This window comes from Paracoccus sp. NFXS7 (genome assembly GCF_040148865.1).
Taxonomy (GTDB): domain Bacteria; phylum Pseudomonadota; class Alphaproteobacteria; order Rhodobacterales; family Rhodobacteraceae; genus Paracoccus; species Paracoccus marcusii.
In genome coordinates, this window is sequence record NZ_JAKEKV010000007.1 from 122,426 (window position 1) to 139,149 (window position 16,724).

At 67.7% G+C, this 16,724-nt stretch carries 19 protein-coding genes; 9 read left to right on the plus strand and 10 right to left on the minus strand.

Annotated features, from left to right (window positions below; all coding sequences use genetic code 11):
• Positions 1 to 86: 86 nt before the first annotated feature.
• Entirely contained in the window at positions 87 to 1,514 is a 1,428-nt protein-coding gene (gene cls, locus LZ686_RS12870) for a cardiolipin synthase (protein ID WP_045982400.1), read from the plus strand.
• Here cls and LZ686_RS12875 read toward each other — a convergent pair whose 3' ends face one another.
• Positions 1,515 to 1,976: an Lrp/AsnC family transcriptional regulator gene (locus tag LZ686_RS12875; RefSeq protein WP_045982401.1), complete on the minus strand. Its 462-nt coding sequence runs from the start codon at positions 1,974 to 1,976 to the stop codon at positions 1,515 to 1,517. It lies immediately after the preceding gene.
• A 119-nt stretch (positions 1,977 to 2,095) separates the two neighbouring features.
• Between LZ686_RS12875 and phhA the strand changes: the two genes are divergently transcribed.
• The 7 genes from phhA to LZ686_RS12910 all read left to right on the plus strand — a co-directional run bounded on the left by phhA (position 2,096) and on the right by LZ686_RS12910 (position 8,400).
• Positions 2,096 to 2,887, plus strand: coding sequence for a phenylalanine 4-monooxygenase (phhA, locus tag LZ686_RS12880; protein ID WP_046001259.1), 792 nt, complete (start codon positions 2,096 to 2,098; stop codon positions 2,885 to 2,887).
• A 13-nt stretch (positions 2,888 to 2,900) separates the two neighbouring features.
• Complete coding sequence (locus LZ686_RS12885) at positions 2,901 to 3,239, plus strand: 4a-hydroxytetrahydrobiopterin dehydratase (protein ID WP_139599215.1); 339 nt, start codon at positions 2,901 to 2,903, stop codon at positions 3,237 to 3,239.
• Positions 3,240 to 3,375: 136 nt separating this feature from the next.
• On the plus strand, positions 3,376 to 4,161 hold the full coding sequence (locus LZ686_RS12890) for a DUF6478 family protein (protein ID WP_217845367.1): 786 nt from the start codon (positions 3,376 to 3,378) through the stop codon (positions 4,159 to 4,161).
• A 10-nt stretch (positions 4,162 to 4,171) separates the two neighbouring features.
• Entirely contained in the window at positions 4,172 to 4,564 is a 393-nt protein-coding gene (locus LZ686_RS12895; protein ID WP_349548060.1) for a hypothetical protein, read from the plus strand.
• 108 nt (positions 4,565 to 4,672) lie between these two features.
• A complete protein-coding gene (nspC, locus tag LZ686_RS12900) occupies positions 4,673 to 5,767 on the plus strand; it encodes a carboxynorspermidine decarboxylase (protein ID WP_349548132.1) in 1,095 nt (364 codons plus the stop codon).
• A gap of 35 nt (positions 5,768 to 5,802) precedes the next feature.
• Positions 5,803 to 7,029, plus strand: coding sequence for a saccharopine dehydrogenase family protein (locus LZ686_RS12905; RefSeq protein WP_339818145.1), 1,227 nt, complete (start codon positions 5,803 to 5,805; stop codon positions 7,027 to 7,029).
• Positions 7,030 to 7,152: 123 nt separating this feature from the next.
• On the plus strand, positions 7,153 to 8,400 hold the full coding sequence (locus LZ686_RS12910) for an AI-2E family transporter (protein ID WP_148910913.1): 1,248 nt from the start codon (positions 7,153 to 7,155) through the stop codon (positions 8,398 to 8,400).
• Between the two features lie 52 nt (positions 8,401 to 8,452).
• On the opposite strand, the gene LZ686_RS12915 is transcribed toward LZ686_RS12910, so the two are convergent.
• Positions 8,453 to 8,869 (minus strand): pore-forming ESAT-6 family protein, encoded by a 417-nt coding sequence (locus tag LZ686_RS12915; protein WP_349548061.1) that lies wholly within the window; start codon positions 8,867 to 8,869, stop codon positions 8,453 to 8,455.
• A 304-nt stretch (positions 8,870 to 9,173) separates the two neighbouring features.
• Here LZ686_RS12915 and LZ686_RS12920 point away from each other — a divergent pair, with 304 nt between their 5' ends.
• Positions 9,174 to 9,509: a hypothetical protein gene (locus LZ686_RS12920; RefSeq protein WP_349548062.1), complete on the plus strand. Its 336-nt coding sequence runs from the start codon at positions 9,174 to 9,176 to the stop codon at positions 9,507 to 9,509.
• A 53-nt stretch (positions 9,510 to 9,562) separates the two neighbouring features.
• Here the strand turns inward: LZ686_RS12920 and LZ686_RS12925 are convergent, their stop codons facing one another.
• The 8 genes from LZ686_RS12925 to LZ686_RS12960 all read right to left on the minus strand — a co-directional run bounded on the left by LZ686_RS12925 (position 9,563) and on the right by LZ686_RS12960 (position 16,662).
• Complete coding sequence (locus LZ686_RS12925) at positions 9,563 to 9,994, minus strand: MarR family winged helix-turn-helix transcriptional regulator (protein WP_349548063.1); 432 nt, start codon at positions 9,992 to 9,994, stop codon at positions 9,563 to 9,565.
• A 56-nt stretch (positions 9,995 to 10,050) separates the two neighbouring features.
• Positions 10,051 to 11,058, minus strand: a complete 1,008-nt coding sequence (locus LZ686_RS12930) for a YeiH family protein (RefSeq protein WP_349548064.1) — start codon at positions 11,056 to 11,058, stop codon at positions 10,051 to 10,053.
• Positions 11,059 to 11,097: 39 nt separating this feature from the next.
• Entirely contained in the window at positions 11,098 to 12,144 is a 1,047-nt protein-coding gene (locus tag LZ686_RS12935) for a TRAP transporter substrate-binding protein (protein WP_304613713.1), read from the minus strand.
• A 20-nt stretch (positions 12,145 to 12,164) separates the two neighbouring features.
• Positions 12,165 to 13,454 carry a TRAP transporter large permease gene (locus LZ686_RS12940; RefSeq protein WP_045982414.1) on the minus strand — a complete coding sequence of 430 codons (1,290 nt, stop codon included), beginning with the start codon at positions 13,452 to 13,454 and terminating at the stop codon, positions 12,165 to 12,167.
• Positions 13,454 to 14,047, minus strand: coding sequence for a TRAP transporter small permease (locus tag LZ686_RS12945; protein ID WP_349548065.1), 594 nt, complete (start codon positions 14,045 to 14,047; stop codon positions 13,454 to 13,456). Before LZ686_RS12945 ends, LZ686_RS12940 begins: the two co-directional genes overlap by 1 nt.
• 65 nt (positions 14,048 to 14,112) lie before the next feature.
• A complete protein-coding gene (locus LZ686_RS12950; RefSeq protein ID WP_045982416.1) occupies positions 14,113 to 14,619 on the minus strand; it encodes a flavin reductase family protein in 507 nt (168 codons plus the stop codon).
• Complete coding sequence (locus LZ686_RS12955; protein ID WP_349548066.1) at positions 14,616 to 15,506, minus strand: aldo/keto reductase; 891 nt, start codon at positions 15,504 to 15,506, stop codon at positions 14,616 to 14,618. Before LZ686_RS12955 ends, LZ686_RS12950 begins: the two co-directional genes overlap by 4 nt.
• Position 15,507: 1 nt before the next feature.
• Positions 15,508 to 16,662 carry an LLM class flavin-dependent oxidoreductase gene (locus LZ686_RS12960; RefSeq protein ID WP_349548067.1) on the minus strand — a complete coding sequence of 385 codons (1,155 nt, stop codon included), beginning with the start codon at positions 16,660 to 16,662 and terminating at the stop codon, positions 15,508 to 15,510.
• Positions 16,663 to 16,724: the final 62 nt, after the last annotated feature.

Consider the following 16,724-nt stretch of genomic DNA (forward strand, 5'->3'; position numbering starts at 1 on the left):
CGAATGGCCTTGGCTGTTTCAGGCCCCCAGATAGGGCCCCACGCGGGGAATTGCAATTGCCGGGGGGGCGGCTGATGATGCCGGGCATGTGGACGACCCTGTTCTTTTTCACGCACACGACCCTGTCGCTGGTGATCATCGCCCGCGTGCTGCTGCGTCCCAGGGTCGAGCCCTCGGTGCGGCTGGCCTGGATCATGGTCGTCGAGGCGGTGCCGCTTTTGGGGATCGCGGCCTATCTGCTGTTCGGAGAGGTCCGCATGAAGCAGGCCGAGGTCCAGCGCATGTCCGACGTGCGCGACCGCCTGACCGGCCTGCGCACCGCCGTGCCCGCCGTCCGCGCCGACCGGTCCGACCCGGCGGGCCCGATCATCGCCGCGAACGAGGCGGTGGGCGGCATGCAGGCCGTCCAGGGCAACAGCCTGCAGCTGCTGGAGGAGAGCGACGGGGCGATCGACGAGCTGGTCGCGGCCATCGATGCGGCGACCGATCATGTGCATCTGCTGTTCTACATCTGGCTGCCCGATGCCAGCGGCACCAAGGTCGCCCAGGCCCTGTGCCGCGCCGAGGATCGCGGCGTGCAATGCCGCGTCATCGTCGACGCCCTTGGGTCGCGGTCGCTGGTCCGGTCGGAGCTGTGGGACCGGATGAGCCAGGCGGGCGTGGAATGCGTCACCGCCTTTCCCTGGGGCCTGCCCTTCATCAGCATCCTGTTCCAGCGTCTGGACCTGCGCAACCACCGCAAGATCCTGGTGATCGACAATGCCGTGGCCTTCACCGGCAGCCGCAACTGCGCGGACATGGCGTTCGCGATCAAGGCGCGCTTTGCCCCTTGGGTCGACATCCTGGTTCGGGTCGAGGGACCGGCGGTGCGCCAGCTGCAGGGCGTCTTCCTGTCGGACTGGATGAGCTATACCGGCCGCGATCTGGGCCCCATGCTGCAGCCGGTGGCACCGGTGGCCGATCCCGGCGTCGCGGCGCAGGTGGTGGCAACCGGCCCCGACCTGCGCGCGGGCAGCGTGTCGGACTGCCTGTCCGCGATGCTGCATGCGGCACGCGACCGGGTGGTGATCACCACGCCGTATTATGTCCCCGACGATGCGCTGGACGCGGCGATCCGGGCGGCGGCGCGGCGCGGGGTGCAGGTCACCATGATCCTGCCCGCCCGCAACGACAGCCTGATCGTGGGGGCGACTAGCCAGGGCTTCTATTACGGTCTGCTGGCCGCCGGGGTCCGGCTGATGCTGTTCCGCGACGGCCTGCTGCATTCCAAGATCCTGACCGTGGACGGGCGCATGGCGATGATCGGCAGCGCGAACCTGGACCGTCGCAGCTTCGAGCTGAACTATGAGGTCAACATGGCGGTCTATGACCCGGAATTCGTCGGGCTGCTGGATGCGCGGCAGGCCAGCTATGTCGCGCGGGCCGACGCGATCACGTTGGACCAGGTGCGCGCCTGGTCGCCGTGGCGGCGCATCCGCAACAACGCCCTGGCGCTGGCATCGCCGCTGCTGTGATCACAGGGGCAGGGCGGTCGTGTATTTCGTCTGACGCAGCACGAAATGCGTCACCGTGCTGCGGATGATGCCCAAGGACAGCATCCGGCGCATCAGGAAATGTTCCAGCCCCTCGGGGTCGGTCGCCACGATCTTCAGCTGATAGTCGAAGGTGCCGGTGATGGTCGCGCATTCCAGGATCTGCGCCTCGGTCTGCACGAAGCGGTCGAACCGCGCCAGCGTCGCCTCGGTATGGTCCAGCAGCGACACCTGGACATAGGCCAGGGCATGCAGCCCGGCCTTGGCCGGCGGGACCAGCGCCACCTGCCGGTCGATCACCCCGGTCTCGATCAGCCGCCGCAGCCGCCGCCACGCGGGCGATGTCGACAGGCCCGCCGCATCGGCCAGCCCCTGGGTCGACAGGGTCGCGTCCTGCTGCATCAGGCGCAGGATGCGGCGGTCGGCGTCGTCCAGATCGGGCATCGGTTTCCCCTGTTGCGGCGGTCTGCGAAATGATGTGCCGCCAAAGCCGGATGGACAACCCATTCCGGCAAGGTTTTTCCCCCGCATCCGGTAATCTGGACCCCAGAGGAGGACGTGCCATGCCGAAATCGACCGAATATGCCGCCAAGGTCGCCGATGACCGGGGTTTCATCGCCTATGACGCCGAGGAGGATGCCGTCTGGCGCGACCTGATGGCCCAGCAGTTGCCCGCCGTGCGGGACCGGATGGCCTCGCCCTATCTGCGGGGTCTGGACCTGCTGGACCTGCCGCAGGACCGTGTGCCGCAATGCCCCGAGGTGTCGGCCAAGCTGGGCGCGCTGACCGGGTGGCGGGTGGAACCCGTGCCGGCGCTGATCGGGTTCGGGCGGTTCTTCGGCATGCTGGCCGACCGGACGTTCCCGGCCGCCAGCTTCATCCGCAAGCGCAAGCATTTCGACTACATTGAGGAGCCGGACATCTTCCACGAGATCTTCGGCCACACGCCGCTGCTGACCGATCCGGCCTTTGCCGCCTTCAGCCAGGCCATCGGCGCGGCGGGAACGCGCTGCGACAAGGCCGATTATGCCTGGCTGATCCGCCTGTATTGGTTCTCGATCGAATTCGGGCTGATGCGCGAGGATGGCCAGCTAAAGGCCCTGGGGTCGGGGCTGGCCAGTTCGGTCACCGAACTGCCCTGGGCCATTTCCGGGCAGGCGGAACAGCGGCCCTTCGACGTGATCGACATCCTGCGCACGCCGTATCGGATCGATATCCACCAGCCGGTCTATTTCGTGATAGACGATCTGGACGACCTGTTCGCCGCCGCCCGGCGCGACCTGTTGGCCGACATCGCCCAGGCCCGCGCCCTGGGGCTGCACGCACCGAAATACCCGCCCAAGACCGCCGCCTGAAAGGACCGATGCCATGACCACCTGCGATCTTGCCGCCCGCGACTGCGAACCCTGCAAGGGGGGCGTGGCACCGCACGACCCGGCGACCGCCGCCACCATGCTGACCCGGCTGACGGACTGGACCCTATCGGACGATGGCACCGCCATCACCCGGCGCTTCACCTTCAAGGGGTTCGCCAAGGCGGTGGAGATGGCGAACCTGGCCGCATGGCTGGGCAACAAGCAGGGCCACCATCCCGACATCGCCTTCGGCTGGGGCTATTGCACGGTGACCTTCACCACGCACGAGGCCGGCGGGCTGACCGACAACGACTTCATCTGCGCCGCCCGGCTGGACGCGCTGGTGGCCTGAACGGCACGCGTCAGGGTTGTCCGGCGGCCCGTCACGGTCTATCCCCAAGGCCAGGGGTTTCCAGCATACGGGCCGTGCCGCATGACGAATCGTCGCCTTGTCCGGGATGACCGGCGCCAGACCGGGGGTCGCGTCCATGTCGCGCCATGAGACCAGCTGGCTGTCGCGCCGCCGGCGCGGCCACGCGGCCCGGCAATGGTCGCGGATGCTGAAATCGGTCACGCGCCGCGACCGGCCCCTGGATCCCGACCTGCGCGACGAGGCCCGCGACCTGCATCAGGTGCTGTCGCGTCTGCTGCACGCGGCCGACGCGCGCAGCGTGGGCGCCCGCGATTCCCTGTCGCGCATCGATCTGCCGGCGGGCACCGACTGGCGCTGGCGGCCCCAGATCCTGCAGGCGCGCCATGCCGCCCCCGCGCTGATCGCCCCGGAAGCGGGCCGATGGCTGTCCCCCGAGGTGGCGCTGTTCCACGACTGCGCCGAACGTGCGCTGATCCTGCGGCAGGTGCGCAACCGCCGCGCCACCGACCTGTCCGATTACGGGCTGGCGCTGGAGGTGATGGGGTTTTCCGGCAGCTTCCTGTCGTTCTCGCTGTCGCTGCCGGTCGAGGCGCTGCGTGATCTGGGCGGGCATCACATCATCCGGCTGGACGCGACGCTGCAGGCGGAACGCCCCATCGCGGTCTATGCCCGGCTGAACATCCAGCAGGGTCCGAACACCGAAACCATGCTGCGCAAGATGGGCGAGCCGATCGAGGGCCGCCATTGCGACCGCATCGTCGAGTTCGACCTAGGCTATGCCGAACTGTCCGCCCGGTCGGTCGAGAAGGCATGGCTGGACCTGATCTTCGAGGCGCCCTTCATGAACGCGGTCGGCCTGCGCGATGTCATCCTGTCGCGCCATCCCCGCGCCCAGATCTGAGGATATGGCCATGCCGCATTTCGACAATCACGGCCTGAAGGGCGGCATCTGGCGCGGCGCGCTGACGGGCATCGACGCACCCGGCATCCGGGTCGTGCTGATCCAGCACGCCGAGGTCCTGGCCGAGGCGCGCGTGACCGCCGACGGCCCCGGCCGCTGGCTGGTCGAGGCGGACCTGCCGGCCCAGGTCCTGTCGGACGGGGTGCAGACGCTGCTGCTGAAGACGGCGGCGGGGCCGGGACCGGACAGCGGGCCGGATGGGCAGGTCCTGGCGCGGCTGTCGCTGATGGCGGGCCAGCCCCTGGACGAGGATCTGACCGCCGAGATCGCCGCCCTGCGGGCCGAGCTGGAACTGGTCAAGCGAGAGCTGCGCCGCTTTGCCGCCGACCTGACGGGGCGCTAGGTCCCGTCACCCGGCCGTCATGGTTCCTTGCGAAAAGCGGGGGGCGTGGCTATATCGCGGCTTCGCGACCCGCCCCCCGTGTTTCTTGACGTAAGGTTGACCATGACCCTGCCGCAGACGCCGCATTACCTGATCGACATGGCCCGCCTGCGCGCCAACATGGAGAAGGTGGCCCGGCTGCGCGAGGCATCGGGGGCCAAGGCGCTGCTGGCGCTGAAATGCTTTGCCACCTGGTCGGTCTTCGACCTGATGCGCGACTACATGGACGGGACTACGTCCTCGTCGCTCTATGAGCTGCGCCTGGGGCATGAGACCTTCGGCAAGGAGACCCACGCCTATTCCGTGGCCTGGGCTGATCACGAGATCGACGAGGCGGTGGGTTACGCCGACAAGATCATCTTCAACAGCCTGTCGCAGCTGGACCGTTTCGGCGCCAAGGCCGCGGGCATCGCGACCGGCCTGCGGCTGAACCCGCGCTTCTCGACCAGCGGCTTCGATCTGGCCGACCCGGCGCGGCCGTTTTCCCGCCTGGGCGAAGGCGAAGTGGAGCGGCTGGAATCCGCGCTGGACCGCATCAGCGGCGTGATGATCCACTACAATTGCGAGAACGGCGACTTCGACCTGTTCGACCGCCAGCTGACCCGGATCGAGGACGAGTTCGGTGCCATCCTGAAGCGTCTGGACTGGGTGTCTTTGGGCGGCGGCATCCACTTCACCGGCGAGGGCTATCCGCTGGACCGGCTGGCCGACCGCCTGAAGGCATTCCAGGACCGCTTCGGCGTGCAGGCCTATCTAGAGCCCGGAGAGGCCAGCATCACCAACACCACCACGCTGGAGGTCAGCGTCCTGGACATCATCGACACCGGCAAGCCCGTGGCGATCGTGGACAGCTCGACCGAGGCGCATATGCTGGACCTGCTGATCTATCGCCAGGACGCCCGCCTGCCGCAGGAGGGTGACCACCGGTACCAGGTCGCGGGCAAGACCTGTCTGGCGGGCGACATCTTCGGAGAGGCGGGCTTTGACCGGCCCCTGCAGATCGGCGACCGGGTCAGCATCCAGGATGCGGCCGGATACACGATGGTCAAGAAGAACTGGTTCAACGGCGTCGCCATGCCCGCCATCGCGCGCCGCGAGGAGGACGGAACGATCCGCACCGTCCGCAGCTTCGGTTACGACGAATACAAAGGCAGCCTGTCCTAAGGCCACCCATCCTCTGCCACCTGAAGGAGACAGAATTGGCGAAGAAGAACGTGCTCATCATCGGTGCGGGCGGCGTGGCGCAGGTCACGGCCCACAAGGTCGCGCAATGGGCGGCCGAGTTCGGCGACCTGCACATCGCGAACCGCACGCAGGCCAAGGCCGACGCGATCATCCAGTCCTTGCGCGAGAAGGGCCATGACATGGCCTGGACCAGCCACGCGCTGGACGCCATGGACGCGGACGCGGTCGAGGCGCTGATCCGGCAGGTGGATGCGGGCATCGTCATCAATGTGGGCACGGCCTTCATCAACATGACCGTCCTTGAGGGCTGCATCCGCACGGGCGCCGCCTACATCGACACGGCCATCCACGAGGATCCGGCCAAGATCTGCGAGACGCCGCCCTGGTACGGCAACTATGAATGGAAGCGCCGCGAGGACGTGGCCAAGGCGGGCATCACCGCCATCCTTGGCGCGGGCTTCGATCCGGGCGTGGTCAACGCCTATGCGCGCCTGGCTGAGGACGAGTATTTCGACAAGGTCGACAGCATCGACATCGTGGATATTAACGCCGGGTCGCACGGCCGCTGGTTCGCCACGAATTTCGACCCCGAGATCAATTTCCGCGAGTTCACCGGCACGGTCTATTCCTGGCAGAAGGGCGCCTGGCAGGAAAACCGCATGTTCGAGGTCGGCCGCGAATGGGACCTGCCCGTGGTGGGCAAGCGCACCGCCTATCTGTCGGGCCATGACGAGGTCCACAGCCTGTCGGCCCGCTATCCGCAGGCCGACGTCCGGTTCTGGATGGGGTTCGGAGAGCATTACATCAACGTCTTCACCGTCCTGCAGAAGCTGGGCCTGCTGTCGGAACAGCCGGTCACGCTGGCCGACGGCACGGACGTGGTGCCGCTGAAGGTGGTCAAGGCCGTGCTGCCCGACCCGGCAAGCCTCGCCCCCGACTATGAGGGCAAGACCTGCATCGGCGACCTGGTCCGCGGTACCCGCGACGGCAAGGAGGCCGAGGTCTTCATCTACAACGTCGCCGACCACAAGGAGGCCTTCGAGGAAGTCGGCAGCCAAGGCATCAGCTATACCGCGGGCGTGCCGCCGGTCGCGGCGGCGATCCTGATCGCGCGCGGTCCGTGGGACGCGGGCAAGATGGCCAATGTCGAGGATCTGCCCGCGCGGCCCTTCCTGGAACTGCTGGGAGAGATGGGCCTTCCCACCCGCGTCATCGACGCATCGGGCGATCATCCGGTCTGATCCAGGCCGATCCGGAATAACGTGAACGCGGCGGTTCGGAACATCCGGGCCGCCGCCTGCGTTTGCACAGCACACGGGTGCCACCGGCGTTGGGGAACGCGGCGCCCGCATCGGGGGTTCGACATGCCAGGTCCTGAAGGACATCTTTTTCCACGGTTTTCACAACGCGCCGACAGCAAGGTCCCGGTTCTGGCGAACTGGGCCGTGATCGGCATCTTTCTGGTCATGGCCTTCGCCGCCATCGCTGCGGGACGCGATTTCCTGATGCCCGTCACCATGGCGATGCTGCTGTTCTTCGTCTTCACGCCCCTGCGCCGATTTGCCGAACGCCGCGGCATCCCGGATGCGGCGACCGCGGCGGGCATCACCCTGTCGATCCTGCTGGCCGTGGGGGTGATCGCCTATGCCGCCAGTGGTCCGCTGAGCCGGGCGATGAGCAACATGCCCATCATCAGCGCACAGCTGGAGCAGAAGTTCGACAGCGTCCGCGACAGCCTGTCGGACCTGCGCGAGGCCGCCGCACGCATCGACGAGGCGCAGAGCACTGATCCCGGCCCCGAGGAACCCCCCGCCATCCGCATCCAGCAGGAGGGCGAGACGACCCTGGGCACCGTCATGCACATGGCGCCGCTGCTGATGGGGCAGGTGCTCTTCACGCTGATCCTGCTGTTCTTCCTGATCGCGTCCGGCGACCTGCTGTATCTGAAGATCGTCCAAAGCTTCGACCGCATGCGCGACAAGCGCGGCGCCTACCTGGCCCTGCGCCAGATCGAGGATTCGCTTGGCAACTATCTGGGCGCCATCACCATCATCAATGCGGGGCTTGGCTTGGCGGTGGGGCTGACGATGTGGGCCTGGGGGATGCCGGGCCCGCTTCTGTTCGGGATCGGGGCGTTCCTTCTGAACTTCATCCCCTATCTGGGGGCGATCACCGGGGTCGCCATATCGGGGATCGTGGCGCTGGTGGTGATGCCGGGGCTGTTCTGGCCGGCGATGGTCGCCGCAAGCTATCTGGGCCTGACATCGCTGGAGGGGCAGATCATCACGCCCTACTTCGTGTCGCGGCGGCTTCAGATGAACACGGTCGTGGTGTTCCTGGGCGTCGCGCTGTGGGCCTGGCTGTGGTCGGTCATCGGGATGATCATCGCGGTGCCGGTGCTGGTGGTGATCCGCGTGCTGGCCGAACACATCCCCGGGTGGGAGAAGTTCGGCAACTTCCTGGCCGGCGACGAACCCCCCGCCCTGACCGACGAGGACGAGGACGAGGCCCGCGAACTGGTCGAGGCGGGTGCCGCCGCCGAGGATGGCCCCGCCGCCCGCGCGGTTACGGCCGAACTGGTCGCGACGCACGACGCCACCGATGCGCCATAGAAAAACGGGCCGGCGATCGCCGGCCCGTTTTCAATTGTCGTGGGCGTAAGGCTTAGCCTGCGGGCAGAGTGGGCGCGATCTCGTTGACGGCGGCCTCGATCTGCTGGCAGGTCGCCTCGACGGTGCTGCCGCGCTCTTCGACGGCGTCGGCCAGGGACACCTCGGTTCCGCCGACGGACACGGTGCCTTGGGCGCCCTTTTCCTCGGCGGCGCTGCCGACGGCCTCGTCACCGCCCTGCAGAAGGCCGACCAGCTTGCCCTGGGCCTCGACGGCCTCGGCCCCGGTGAAGCCCTGCTCCTGGCAGTACTGCAGGATGCCCAGCTGATTGCGCGCGGCCTCGTACGTGGTGCCGGGATCGGCGGGGGCGGTCTGCGCGGGGGCGTCCTGTGCGGGCGCTGCGGCATCCTGGGCGACAACGGCGGCGGGCAGCAGGCCCAGACCTATGGCGAATGCGATCTTGCGGATCATGTCGTTTCCTTTTTCAGCGTACCCGGTGGTGATCCGGGCAACGTCGGCAGGACGCTAGACCGAGCGATCGGGAATGACCCGACCCGCACCGTCCACGACCGCCATACCGGCAAGACCCTGCCTGAAACCCGCCCTGGGGTCGCCGGATCTGGGCAGGTTCCGGCGCAGGCTGTCGGCTGCCGATCACATCGGCACACGAAATCATCAGCAGCCCCCGTGACACGGGCGTGATTGAACCGTTCGTCCGCCCAAAGGTTGGGTCCGTGACAGCGGCATCGACCGCAGCGAATCACAGGAGAGTACGATGACCAATGCAATCGCATCCCTGAAGCTGGGCGGCGTGGCCGCCGTCCTGACCGCCCTGATGGCGACGGCTTCCCTGGCCCAGACCGCCGTGCCGACGGAGGGGATGACCACCATGGAGGAGGTCCAGTTCCCGACCCTGGACGGGTTCGCGACCGACCAGGAGGTCATCGACAGCCTGTCCGCCCAGGGCTACGAGAATGTCGTCGTCCTCCGCGGCCCCGAGACGCTGATCGTCAGCGGGGAACGCGGCGGCCTGCCGACCGAGTTGATCTTCAGCGCCACGGACGGGACGCTGCTGATGGTCGACGGGATCGAGCCGGTGACCGACGGCTGATCCGATGATCCCGTGTTGAACAGGCCGGCCATGCGCCCGGCCTTTTTCATGGGTCACGGCGCGTCGGGATCCTGCGCCAGTTGGTCCAGCGCCGCGGACAGGGCGGCCGCGTCAGATCCCAGTTCCGCCAGCAGGCGATCCTGAAACGCTTGCGCGACCTGGCCCAACCGATCCATCAGATCGCGCCCTTGCGGGGTCAGTTCCAATGCGATCAGGCGGCGGTCGCCCGCATGGTCCGACTTGGCGACCAGACCGGCCTGTTCCAGCCGCGTCGCCGCCCGGCTGACGACCGACTTGTCCAGATTGACGCGGGTGTGGATGTCGCGGACGCTGACGGAACCGGAATGGTTCAGATGCGCCAGCACCCGCCATTCGGGAATCGTCAGCCCGGCCTCGGCCGCATAGAGGCGGGCGAAACGGCGGCTGACCTGCTGGGCCGCGACGGCCAGGCGATAAGGCAGAAAGTCGTCCAGGTGAAAGGCCATGATCCCCTCCGGTCCGGATCAGATGGCCCGAAAGCGGGGCAGGGGGCAACCGCCCGTCACACCAGTCCCAGCATCAGCGGCACCGCGATCAGGGTGGCCAATGCGGCGGTCTGGACCAGCAGCATGGCGATGGCGGCGGCGCCGACCTGCGCCATGCGCGCCAGCGCGGTCTTCATGCCGACCGCGGCCACGGCGGCGACCAGCAGGGCCCGCGACAGGGTCGAGGCGGCATCGGTCACGGGCAGCGGCACCAGATGCGCCGAATTGGCCGCCGCCAGCACCAGAAACACCAGCACGAAGCCCGGCAGCAGCGGCGGGCGCGCGGCCCCCGCGGGCGCGGCACGGCGCAGGACCAGCGCCGCAATCAGCACGACGGGCGCCAAGAGCGTCACGCGGATCAGCTTGACCACGGTGGCGATGTCGCCTGTCTCCTCGGAGACGGAATAGCCCGCGCCCACGACCTGGGCCACGTCATGGATCGTGGCACCCAGGAACAGGCCGGTCTGGTGCTGGTCCAAACCCAGGCCCGCCGCCAGCATCGGATAGACGATCATCGCGAAGGTCGACATGACCGTGACGGTGATCACGGTAAAGGACAGGTCGCGTTCCGCGCTGTCCCGCGCGGGCAGGACGGATGCGATGGCCATCGCCGCCGATGCCCCGCAGATCGCCACCGACCCGCCGGTCAGCAGGCCAAAGGCGCGGTCCTGGCCCAGCCTGCGCACCAGCGCGACCGATCCCAGGATCACCGCCGCGACCGATCCCGCGACCAGCGCGACGAAGGGCCAACCGATCGCGGCGACCATGTCCAGCGACACCCGCAGGCCCAGCAGCGCGACCCCCGCGCGCAGCAGGGTGCGGGCGGCAAAGTCGATGCCGGGACCGGCGCGGTCGTCCTCGGCCAGGAAATGCAGCGGCATGCCCAGCAGGATCGCCATCAGCATCACCGGCACGCCGTAATGGCCGGACAGGAACTGCGCCGCCATGGCGACGGTGACGGCCAGCATCAGGCCGGGCGCCAGGGCGCGCGCGCGGGCGGCAAGGGGGATGTCGGTGCGGGTCATGGGCGTCCAAGGGGGCCGGGTCGCGGCCCCCGGCAGGGGTTACTGGATGTCGCGGGCGCGTTCCTCGGCCAGCGCGGTCTCGGCCTGGGACACCGCCTCGCGGAAGCTGGCCAGGATCTCCTCGCCACCGTCGACATTGCCGGTGAACCAGTCATAGACCGGGGCCGCGGCCTCGGTGAAGGCGGCCTTCTCCTCGGCCGTGGGGACATAGACCTCGCCGCCGCCGGCGCGGAACTCCTCATAGGCCGCGATGGACTTGCGCTTGGGCGAGGCGAAGGTCGCCTGCTGCAGCTGGGCGAACCCGTCGACGACGATGGCGCGCATGTCCTCGGGCATCTCCATGAAGCGTTCGTTCGACATCCACCACATCGCGCCCATGTAGGCATGGCCGTCCAGCGTCAGGTATTGCAGCCCGGCTTCGGGGAAACGCATCGACATGATGTCGGTGATGCCGTTCGCGGTGCCCTCGACCACGTTGGTCTGCAGCGAGGTGAACAGTTCCGCCCAGGGGATCGGCGTGGGCGAGGCGTCCAGCGCGCGCACCAGCTCCTGCGGCAGGTCGGCCACCACGGTGCGCATCTTCAGGCCCGACAGGTCGGCGGGCGTTTGGATGCGGCGCTTGGTGTTGGCGAAGTTGCGCCAGCCTCCGGTGTTGCCGATGGTCATCAGCCGCAGCATCCCGCCCGAATCCTCCAGCGTCATGTCGCGCAGCTGGCGGGTGAAATCGCCCGTCAGGACGCGTTCGGCCACCCGGTCGTCGGCCATAATGTAGGGCAGGTCCAGGACCTGCAGATAGGGAAACAGCCCCGCCGCCCCGTCCGAGGTCGAGATGTAGACGTCGATCGAGCCGTCGGCCACGCCCTGCAGGCATTCCGCACCGTTCGAGCAGAGCTGCGTTCCCATGAAGATCTCGACCGCGATGGCGCCGTTGGAGGCCGCCTCGACATGCGACTTGAAGACCTGCAGGCCGTCGAAATCCTCGTCGTTCTCGTTCGAGTTGGCCACGGCGCGCAGGGTGTATTCCTGGGCCATGACGGGGGTGGCCAGCGCCAGGGCGGCGGCCAGGGTCAGTGCGGGTTTCAGCATGGTATCCTCCCTTGGTGGTCTCAGTCCGCAAAGCCGGTCAGGCGCGGGATGGTCATGGAAATAGCCGGGACATAGGTGATCAGGAAGATCACCAGCACCTCGACCAGCAGGAACGGCAGGATGGCGCGGGCGATGGTCATGACCTTTTCGCCCGACACCGCAGAGGCCACGAACAGCACCAGCCCCATGGGCGGCGTGGCCAGGCCCACCGTCAGGTTGACGCACATGATGATCGCGAAATGCACGCTGTCGACGCCCATGCCGGTGAAGACCGGCCCCAGGATCGGCGCCAGGATGATGATCGCGGGGCCCGCGTCCAGGAACATGCCGACGACGAACAGGAACAGGTTGATCATCAGCAGCAGGATCAGCGGGTCGGCGGTCAGCGTCAGGATCCAGTCGGCCATCATCTGCGGCGTCTGCGACAGCGAGATCACCGTCTTGAACGACATCGCCGCACCCACCAGCAGCAGCACCACCGCCGAGGTCAGCGCCGCGCGGCCCAGGACGTCCGGCAGTTCCGCGATCTTCATCGTGCGCAGCACGAACAGGCTGATGACCAGCGCATAGACGGCGGCGACGGCGGCGGCCTCGGTGGGCGTGAAGACGCCGCCCAGGATGCCGCCCAGGATGATGACCGGGGTCATCAGCGGAAAGAACGCCTTGAGGCTGGCCTGTCCGCGCTGGCCCCAGCTTTGGCGCGGCGCGGCGATGGGAAAGTCGTAGCGGTCGGCCATGACCTTGACCGCGATCATCAGGCCCACGCCCACCAGGATGCCGGGCACGATGCCCGCCAGGAACAGCGCCGCGACGCTTTCGCCCATCACATAGGCATAGATGATCATGATCCCCGACGGCGGGATGATCGGCCCGATGACCGAGCTGGCCGCGGTGATCGCGGCGGCGAAGCGGCGGGTATAGCCCTGCTTCTCCATCGCCGGGATCAGCATGGACCCAAGCGCCGAGGTGTCGGCCACGGCCGACCCCGACAGGCCCGCGAACAGCATCGACGACAGGATGTTCACATGCGCCAGGCCGCCGCGGAAATGCCCCATCAGGGCCTGGGCGAATTCGACCAGGCGCAGCGTGATGCCGCCGCGGTTCATCAGCTCGCCCGCCAGCATGAAGAACGGGATCGCCATCAGCGGAAAGCTGTCCATGCCGTTGTAGAGGTTGCGGTACAGCAGCGTCAGGTCGCGTTCCTGTCCGTTCAGCATCAGCAGGATGCCCGGCGCCGCCAGCATCCCGAAGAACACCGGCAGGCCGATCAGCAGAAAGGTCAGGAACAGCGGCAGAAACAGGATCAGCATCACTCGGCCCCCCGCAGGCCCGCATCCAGCCCCTCGATCGGGGGCAGGTCGCGGGCACCGCCCAATTGCGCCAGGATGCGCAGGATCAGTTCGACATTCACGGAAATCAGCAGCATCAGCCCGACCGGGATCGACGCCATCATCCAGGACCGCGGCACCCGGTACCAGTCGCTGAAATCCAGCGACATGGGCAGGAACAGCGATGCGCTGGCAAAACGTCCGCCCAGGCCGGTCACCTCGCGCCAGCCGATCTGCACCGCGACAACCAGCACCACCAGCGACACGGCCAGCAGGATCAGGTTCAGCAGCCGCGCGGCCGTCGCGGGCAGCATGGCGGGAAGAAAGTCTATTGCGACAAAGCCCCCGCGCCGGAACGCGGTCGGCGCCATCAGGCCGGTCATCCACAGCATGCAGAACCGCGCGGCCTCGTCCGGCCAAGCCAAGGCGCTGTTGAAGCCATAGCGTGCGACGACCTGCACGATGGTCACCACGACCATCAGGCCGATGGCCACGATGCCCACCGCGCGCCCCGCGCGCAGCAGCTGTTCGTTGATCCGGGACAATGGCCGGACAAGGCCCGTCAGCAGGCGCATCTTTGGTGTCTCCTCCCCCGTTTCGTGACGGTGCCGGGCCTCCTCCTGCCCGGCGCCGCGGTCGGTCAGCCTCTGGCGATCCCGGCGATTTGCCCGCCGAAGAAGGCCAGCGGATCGCCTTCGGTGATCTGGGCGTGCAGGACGCGACCGACGATGATCATGTGGTCGCCCGCCTCGTGCATGGCGAACAGGTCGCAATCGAACCGGGCCAGGCAGCGGTCCAGCACCGGGACGCCATGCGCGTTCGCGGACAGGCCCGCATGGTCCAGCGCGTTGCGGTTGCGCGCGACTGTCCAGGCCAGGTCGGCCTGGTCGGCGGCCAGCACGTGGATGGCGAAATGGCGCGCCTGCGCAAAGACCGGAAAGCGCGAGCTGGCCAGCGCCGGCGACCACATCACCAGCGGCGGGTCCATCGAGATGGACGAGAAACTGTTGGCGGTCATCGCCGCGCAGCCGCCCTCGGTCGCGGCGGTCACCACCGTGACCCCGGTCGCAAAGCGGCCAAAGGCATCGCGCAGCAGCCGCCCGTTCTGCGGATCGGGAACGAAGCTGTGCGGGATCGGTCGCGTCATGGCACCTCTTGCCCAAGGGCTGCTTGGTAAAGGCGGAACCACTGCACGCGGTCCAGCCGGACCTTTTCGGCATCGGCGATCCGGGCGATCCGTGCAAGCGAATTGGTGCCCATGACCGGCAGGATGGTCGCGGGGTGGCGCAACAGGAACGCAACAGCCACCGCCGCGCGGTCCACGCCGAATTCCGCCGCCAGCGCGTCCAGTTCGGCCGCGACGGGTCCGTGACCGGTCATCAGGCTGCCGCCGCCCAGGGGCGACCAGGCCATGACCGGGTCGCGGCGGCGCTGATGAAAGGCCAGGTCGCCGTTGGTGAAGGGCTGGATCGCGGCCAGCGACACCTCGATCTGGTTGGTGACCAACCGGGTCTGCATCGACCCCTGCAGCAGTTCCACGTCCCAGGGACGAAAATTCGACACGCCCACCGCGCGGACCTTGCCCTGGAATACCAAGCCGTCAAGTGCACGGCCCGTCTCATCAGGGTCCATCAGCGGGTCGGGTCGGTGGATCAGCAGCAGGTCGATCCGGTCCGTGCCCATGTCGCGCAGCGACGTGTCGACCGCGGCGCGGATGTGATCGCCGGACGTGTCGTAATGCTTGCAGGCCGCGTCGGCGTATTTGCCGATCGGTGCGATGATGTCGCATTTCGTGACGATCTCGATCCGGTCGCGCAGGCCGGGGCTGGCGCGCAGGGCGGCGCCCAGGATGCCTTCGGCGGTATAGGCGCCATAGATGTCGGCCTGGTCCATCGTGGTGATGCCCTGGTCCAGGCAGGCCTCGATCTTGGCCTGGACATGGGTGGGCGAGGTGTCGGCATCGTCGCCGATCCGCCACATGCCATAGACCAGCCGCGACAGGCTCAGATCGTCGGTCAGCGTCACACGGTTCATCTCAGCGCCTTTCGCCGGTGCCCAGGGGCGTTGCGGGGGTGGTGTCGGGCACGCGGCCCCAGACACGGTTCAACTGGCAGGTATTCATCTGGGGCAGGACGCGGCTGCCGAAATGGCAGGCCTCGTCCTTGTGGGGATAGCCCGACAGGATGAAGGCGCGGATGCCCATGCGACGCAGCTCCTCAAGCTTGGTCAGGACCTGGTCGGTCGATCCGACGATGGCCGCGCCGCAGCCCGACCGCGCCCGGCCCACGCCGGTCCACAGGTTGGGCTCGATATAGCCTTCCAGATCGGCCAGCTCTCGGTTGCGCGCCTGGCGGCTGACGCCGAGCGAGCCCGCGTCCAGCGCGCGTTCGCGGATCAGCCGACCCTGGTCATCGTCCAGCTGGCTGACCAGGTCGCGGGCATATTCGCGGGCCTCGGCCTCGGTGTCGCGGACGATCACATGGGCGCGAAAGCCGTAATCCAGCGTGCGGCCGTATTTCTCGGCCGCGGCATGGGCGGCGCGCATCCGGTCGGCGATGTCCTCGGTCTTTTCCGGCCACATCAGATAGACGTCGCAATGCTGGCCGCACAGGTCCAGCGCGTCGGGGGAATACCCGCCGAAATAGAGCATCGGCCCGCCCGTCTGATAGGGCTGGACAGGATCGGTGGTCAGGCCGCTGAAATCATAGACCTGACCCTGATAGTTGATTTCGCCCTGCGTCCAGGCCTGCTTCAGGATCTCGACCACCTCGCGACTGCGCTGATAGCGGAAGGGGCTGGGCTCCTGCTGGCCGGGGAAATCGCTGCTGATGATGTTGACCGTCAGGCGGCCTTCCAGCATGTGGTCCAGGGTGGCGATGGTGCGGGCCAGCATGATCGGCTGCATCTCTCCGCAGCGGACGGCAGCCAGCATGTTGATGTGCTGGGTGATCGGCGCGCAGCCCGCGACGAAGGACAGCGTGTCCTGTCCGACCTGATAGCTGGACGGGCACAGGATGTTGCCGAAGCCCTGCCGTTCGGCGGTGCGCACGATGTCCGAGCAATGCGCCCAGCTTGACCGCAGCGACCCGTCGGGCACGCCCAGATGGCGGTAATCGTCGGAACACAGCGCCGCGAACCAGGCGACCTCGACGGCATCCAGATCGGCTGAGGTGACGGGGACGACGGTCATGGTTTCCTCCCGGGACGGCGTCGGATTTCCCTTTGCATAGCGTCCCCCATCGTGTAAATCAA

What these genes read in the sequence shown, in the direction of transcription:
- LZ686_RS12910 (WP_148910913.1), top strand. Translation starts at nt 7,153, where the DNA reads ATGCCAGGTCCTGAAGGACATCTTTTTCCACGGTTTTCACAACGCGCC.
- LZ686_RS12890 (WP_217845367.1), top strand. Translation starts at nt 3,376, where the DNA reads ATGTCGCGCCATGAGACCAGCTGGCTGTCGCGCCGCCGGCGCGGCCAC.
- LZ686_RS12885 (WP_139599215.1), top strand. Translation starts at nt 2,901, where the DNA reads ATGACCACCTGCGATCTTGCCGCCCGCGACTGCGAACCCTGCAAGGGG.
- LZ686_RS12935 (WP_304613713.1), bottom strand. Translation starts at nt 12,144, where the DNA reads ATGCTGAAACCCGCACTGACCCTGGCCGCCGCCCTGGCGCTGGCCACC.
- LZ686_RS12945 (WP_349548065.1), bottom strand. Translation starts at nt 14,047, where the DNA reads ATGCGCCTGCTGACGGGCCTTGTCCGGCCATTGTCCCGGATCAACGAA.
- LZ686_RS12950 (WP_045982416.1), bottom strand. Translation starts at nt 14,619, where the DNA reads ATGACGCGACCGATCCCGCACAGCTTCGTTCCCGATCCGCAGAACGGG.
- LZ686_RS12930 (WP_349548064.1), bottom strand. Translation starts at nt 11,058, where the DNA reads ATGACCCGCACCGACATCCCCCTTGCCGCCCGCGCGCGCGCCCTGGCG.
- LZ686_RS12920 (WP_349548062.1), top strand. Translation starts at nt 9,174, where the DNA reads ATGACCAATGCAATCGCATCCCTGAAGCTGGGCGGCGTGGCCGCCGTC.
- LZ686_RS12940 (WP_045982414.1), bottom strand. Translation starts at nt 13,454, where the DNA reads ATGCTGATCCTGTTTCTGCCGCTGTTCCTGACCTTTCTGCTGATCGGC.
- LZ686_RS12955 (WP_349548066.1), bottom strand. Translation starts at nt 15,506, where the DNA reads ATGAACCGTGTGACGCTGACCGACGATCTGAGCCTGTCGCGGCTGGTC.
- LZ686_RS12895 (WP_349548060.1), top strand. Translation starts at nt 4,172, where the DNA reads ATGCCGCATTTCGACAATCACGGCCTGAAGGGCGGCATCTGGCGCGGC.
- LZ686_RS12925 (WP_349548063.1), bottom strand. Translation starts at nt 9,994, where the DNA reads ATGGCCTTTCACCTGGACGACTTTCTGCCTTATCGCCTGGCCGTCGCG.
- LZ686_RS12960 (WP_349548067.1), bottom strand. Translation starts at nt 16,662, where the DNA reads ATGACCGTCGTCCCCGTCACCTCAGCCGATCTGGATGCCGTCGAGGTC.
- LZ686_RS12915 (WP_349548061.1), bottom strand. Translation starts at nt 8,869, where the DNA reads ATGATCCGCAAGATCGCATTCGCCATAGGTCTGGGCCTGCTGCCCGCC.
- cls (WP_045982400.1), top strand. Translation starts at nt 87, where the DNA reads ATGTGGACGACCCTGTTCTTTTTCACGCACACGACCCTGTCGCTGGTG.
- phhA (WP_046001259.1), top strand. Translation starts at nt 2,096, where the DNA reads ATGCCGAAATCGACCGAATATGCCGCCAAGGTCGCCGATGACCGGGGT.
- LZ686_RS12875 (WP_045982401.1), bottom strand. Translation starts at nt 1,976, where the DNA reads ATGCCCGATCTGGACGACGCCGACCGCCGCATCCTGCGCCTGATGCAG.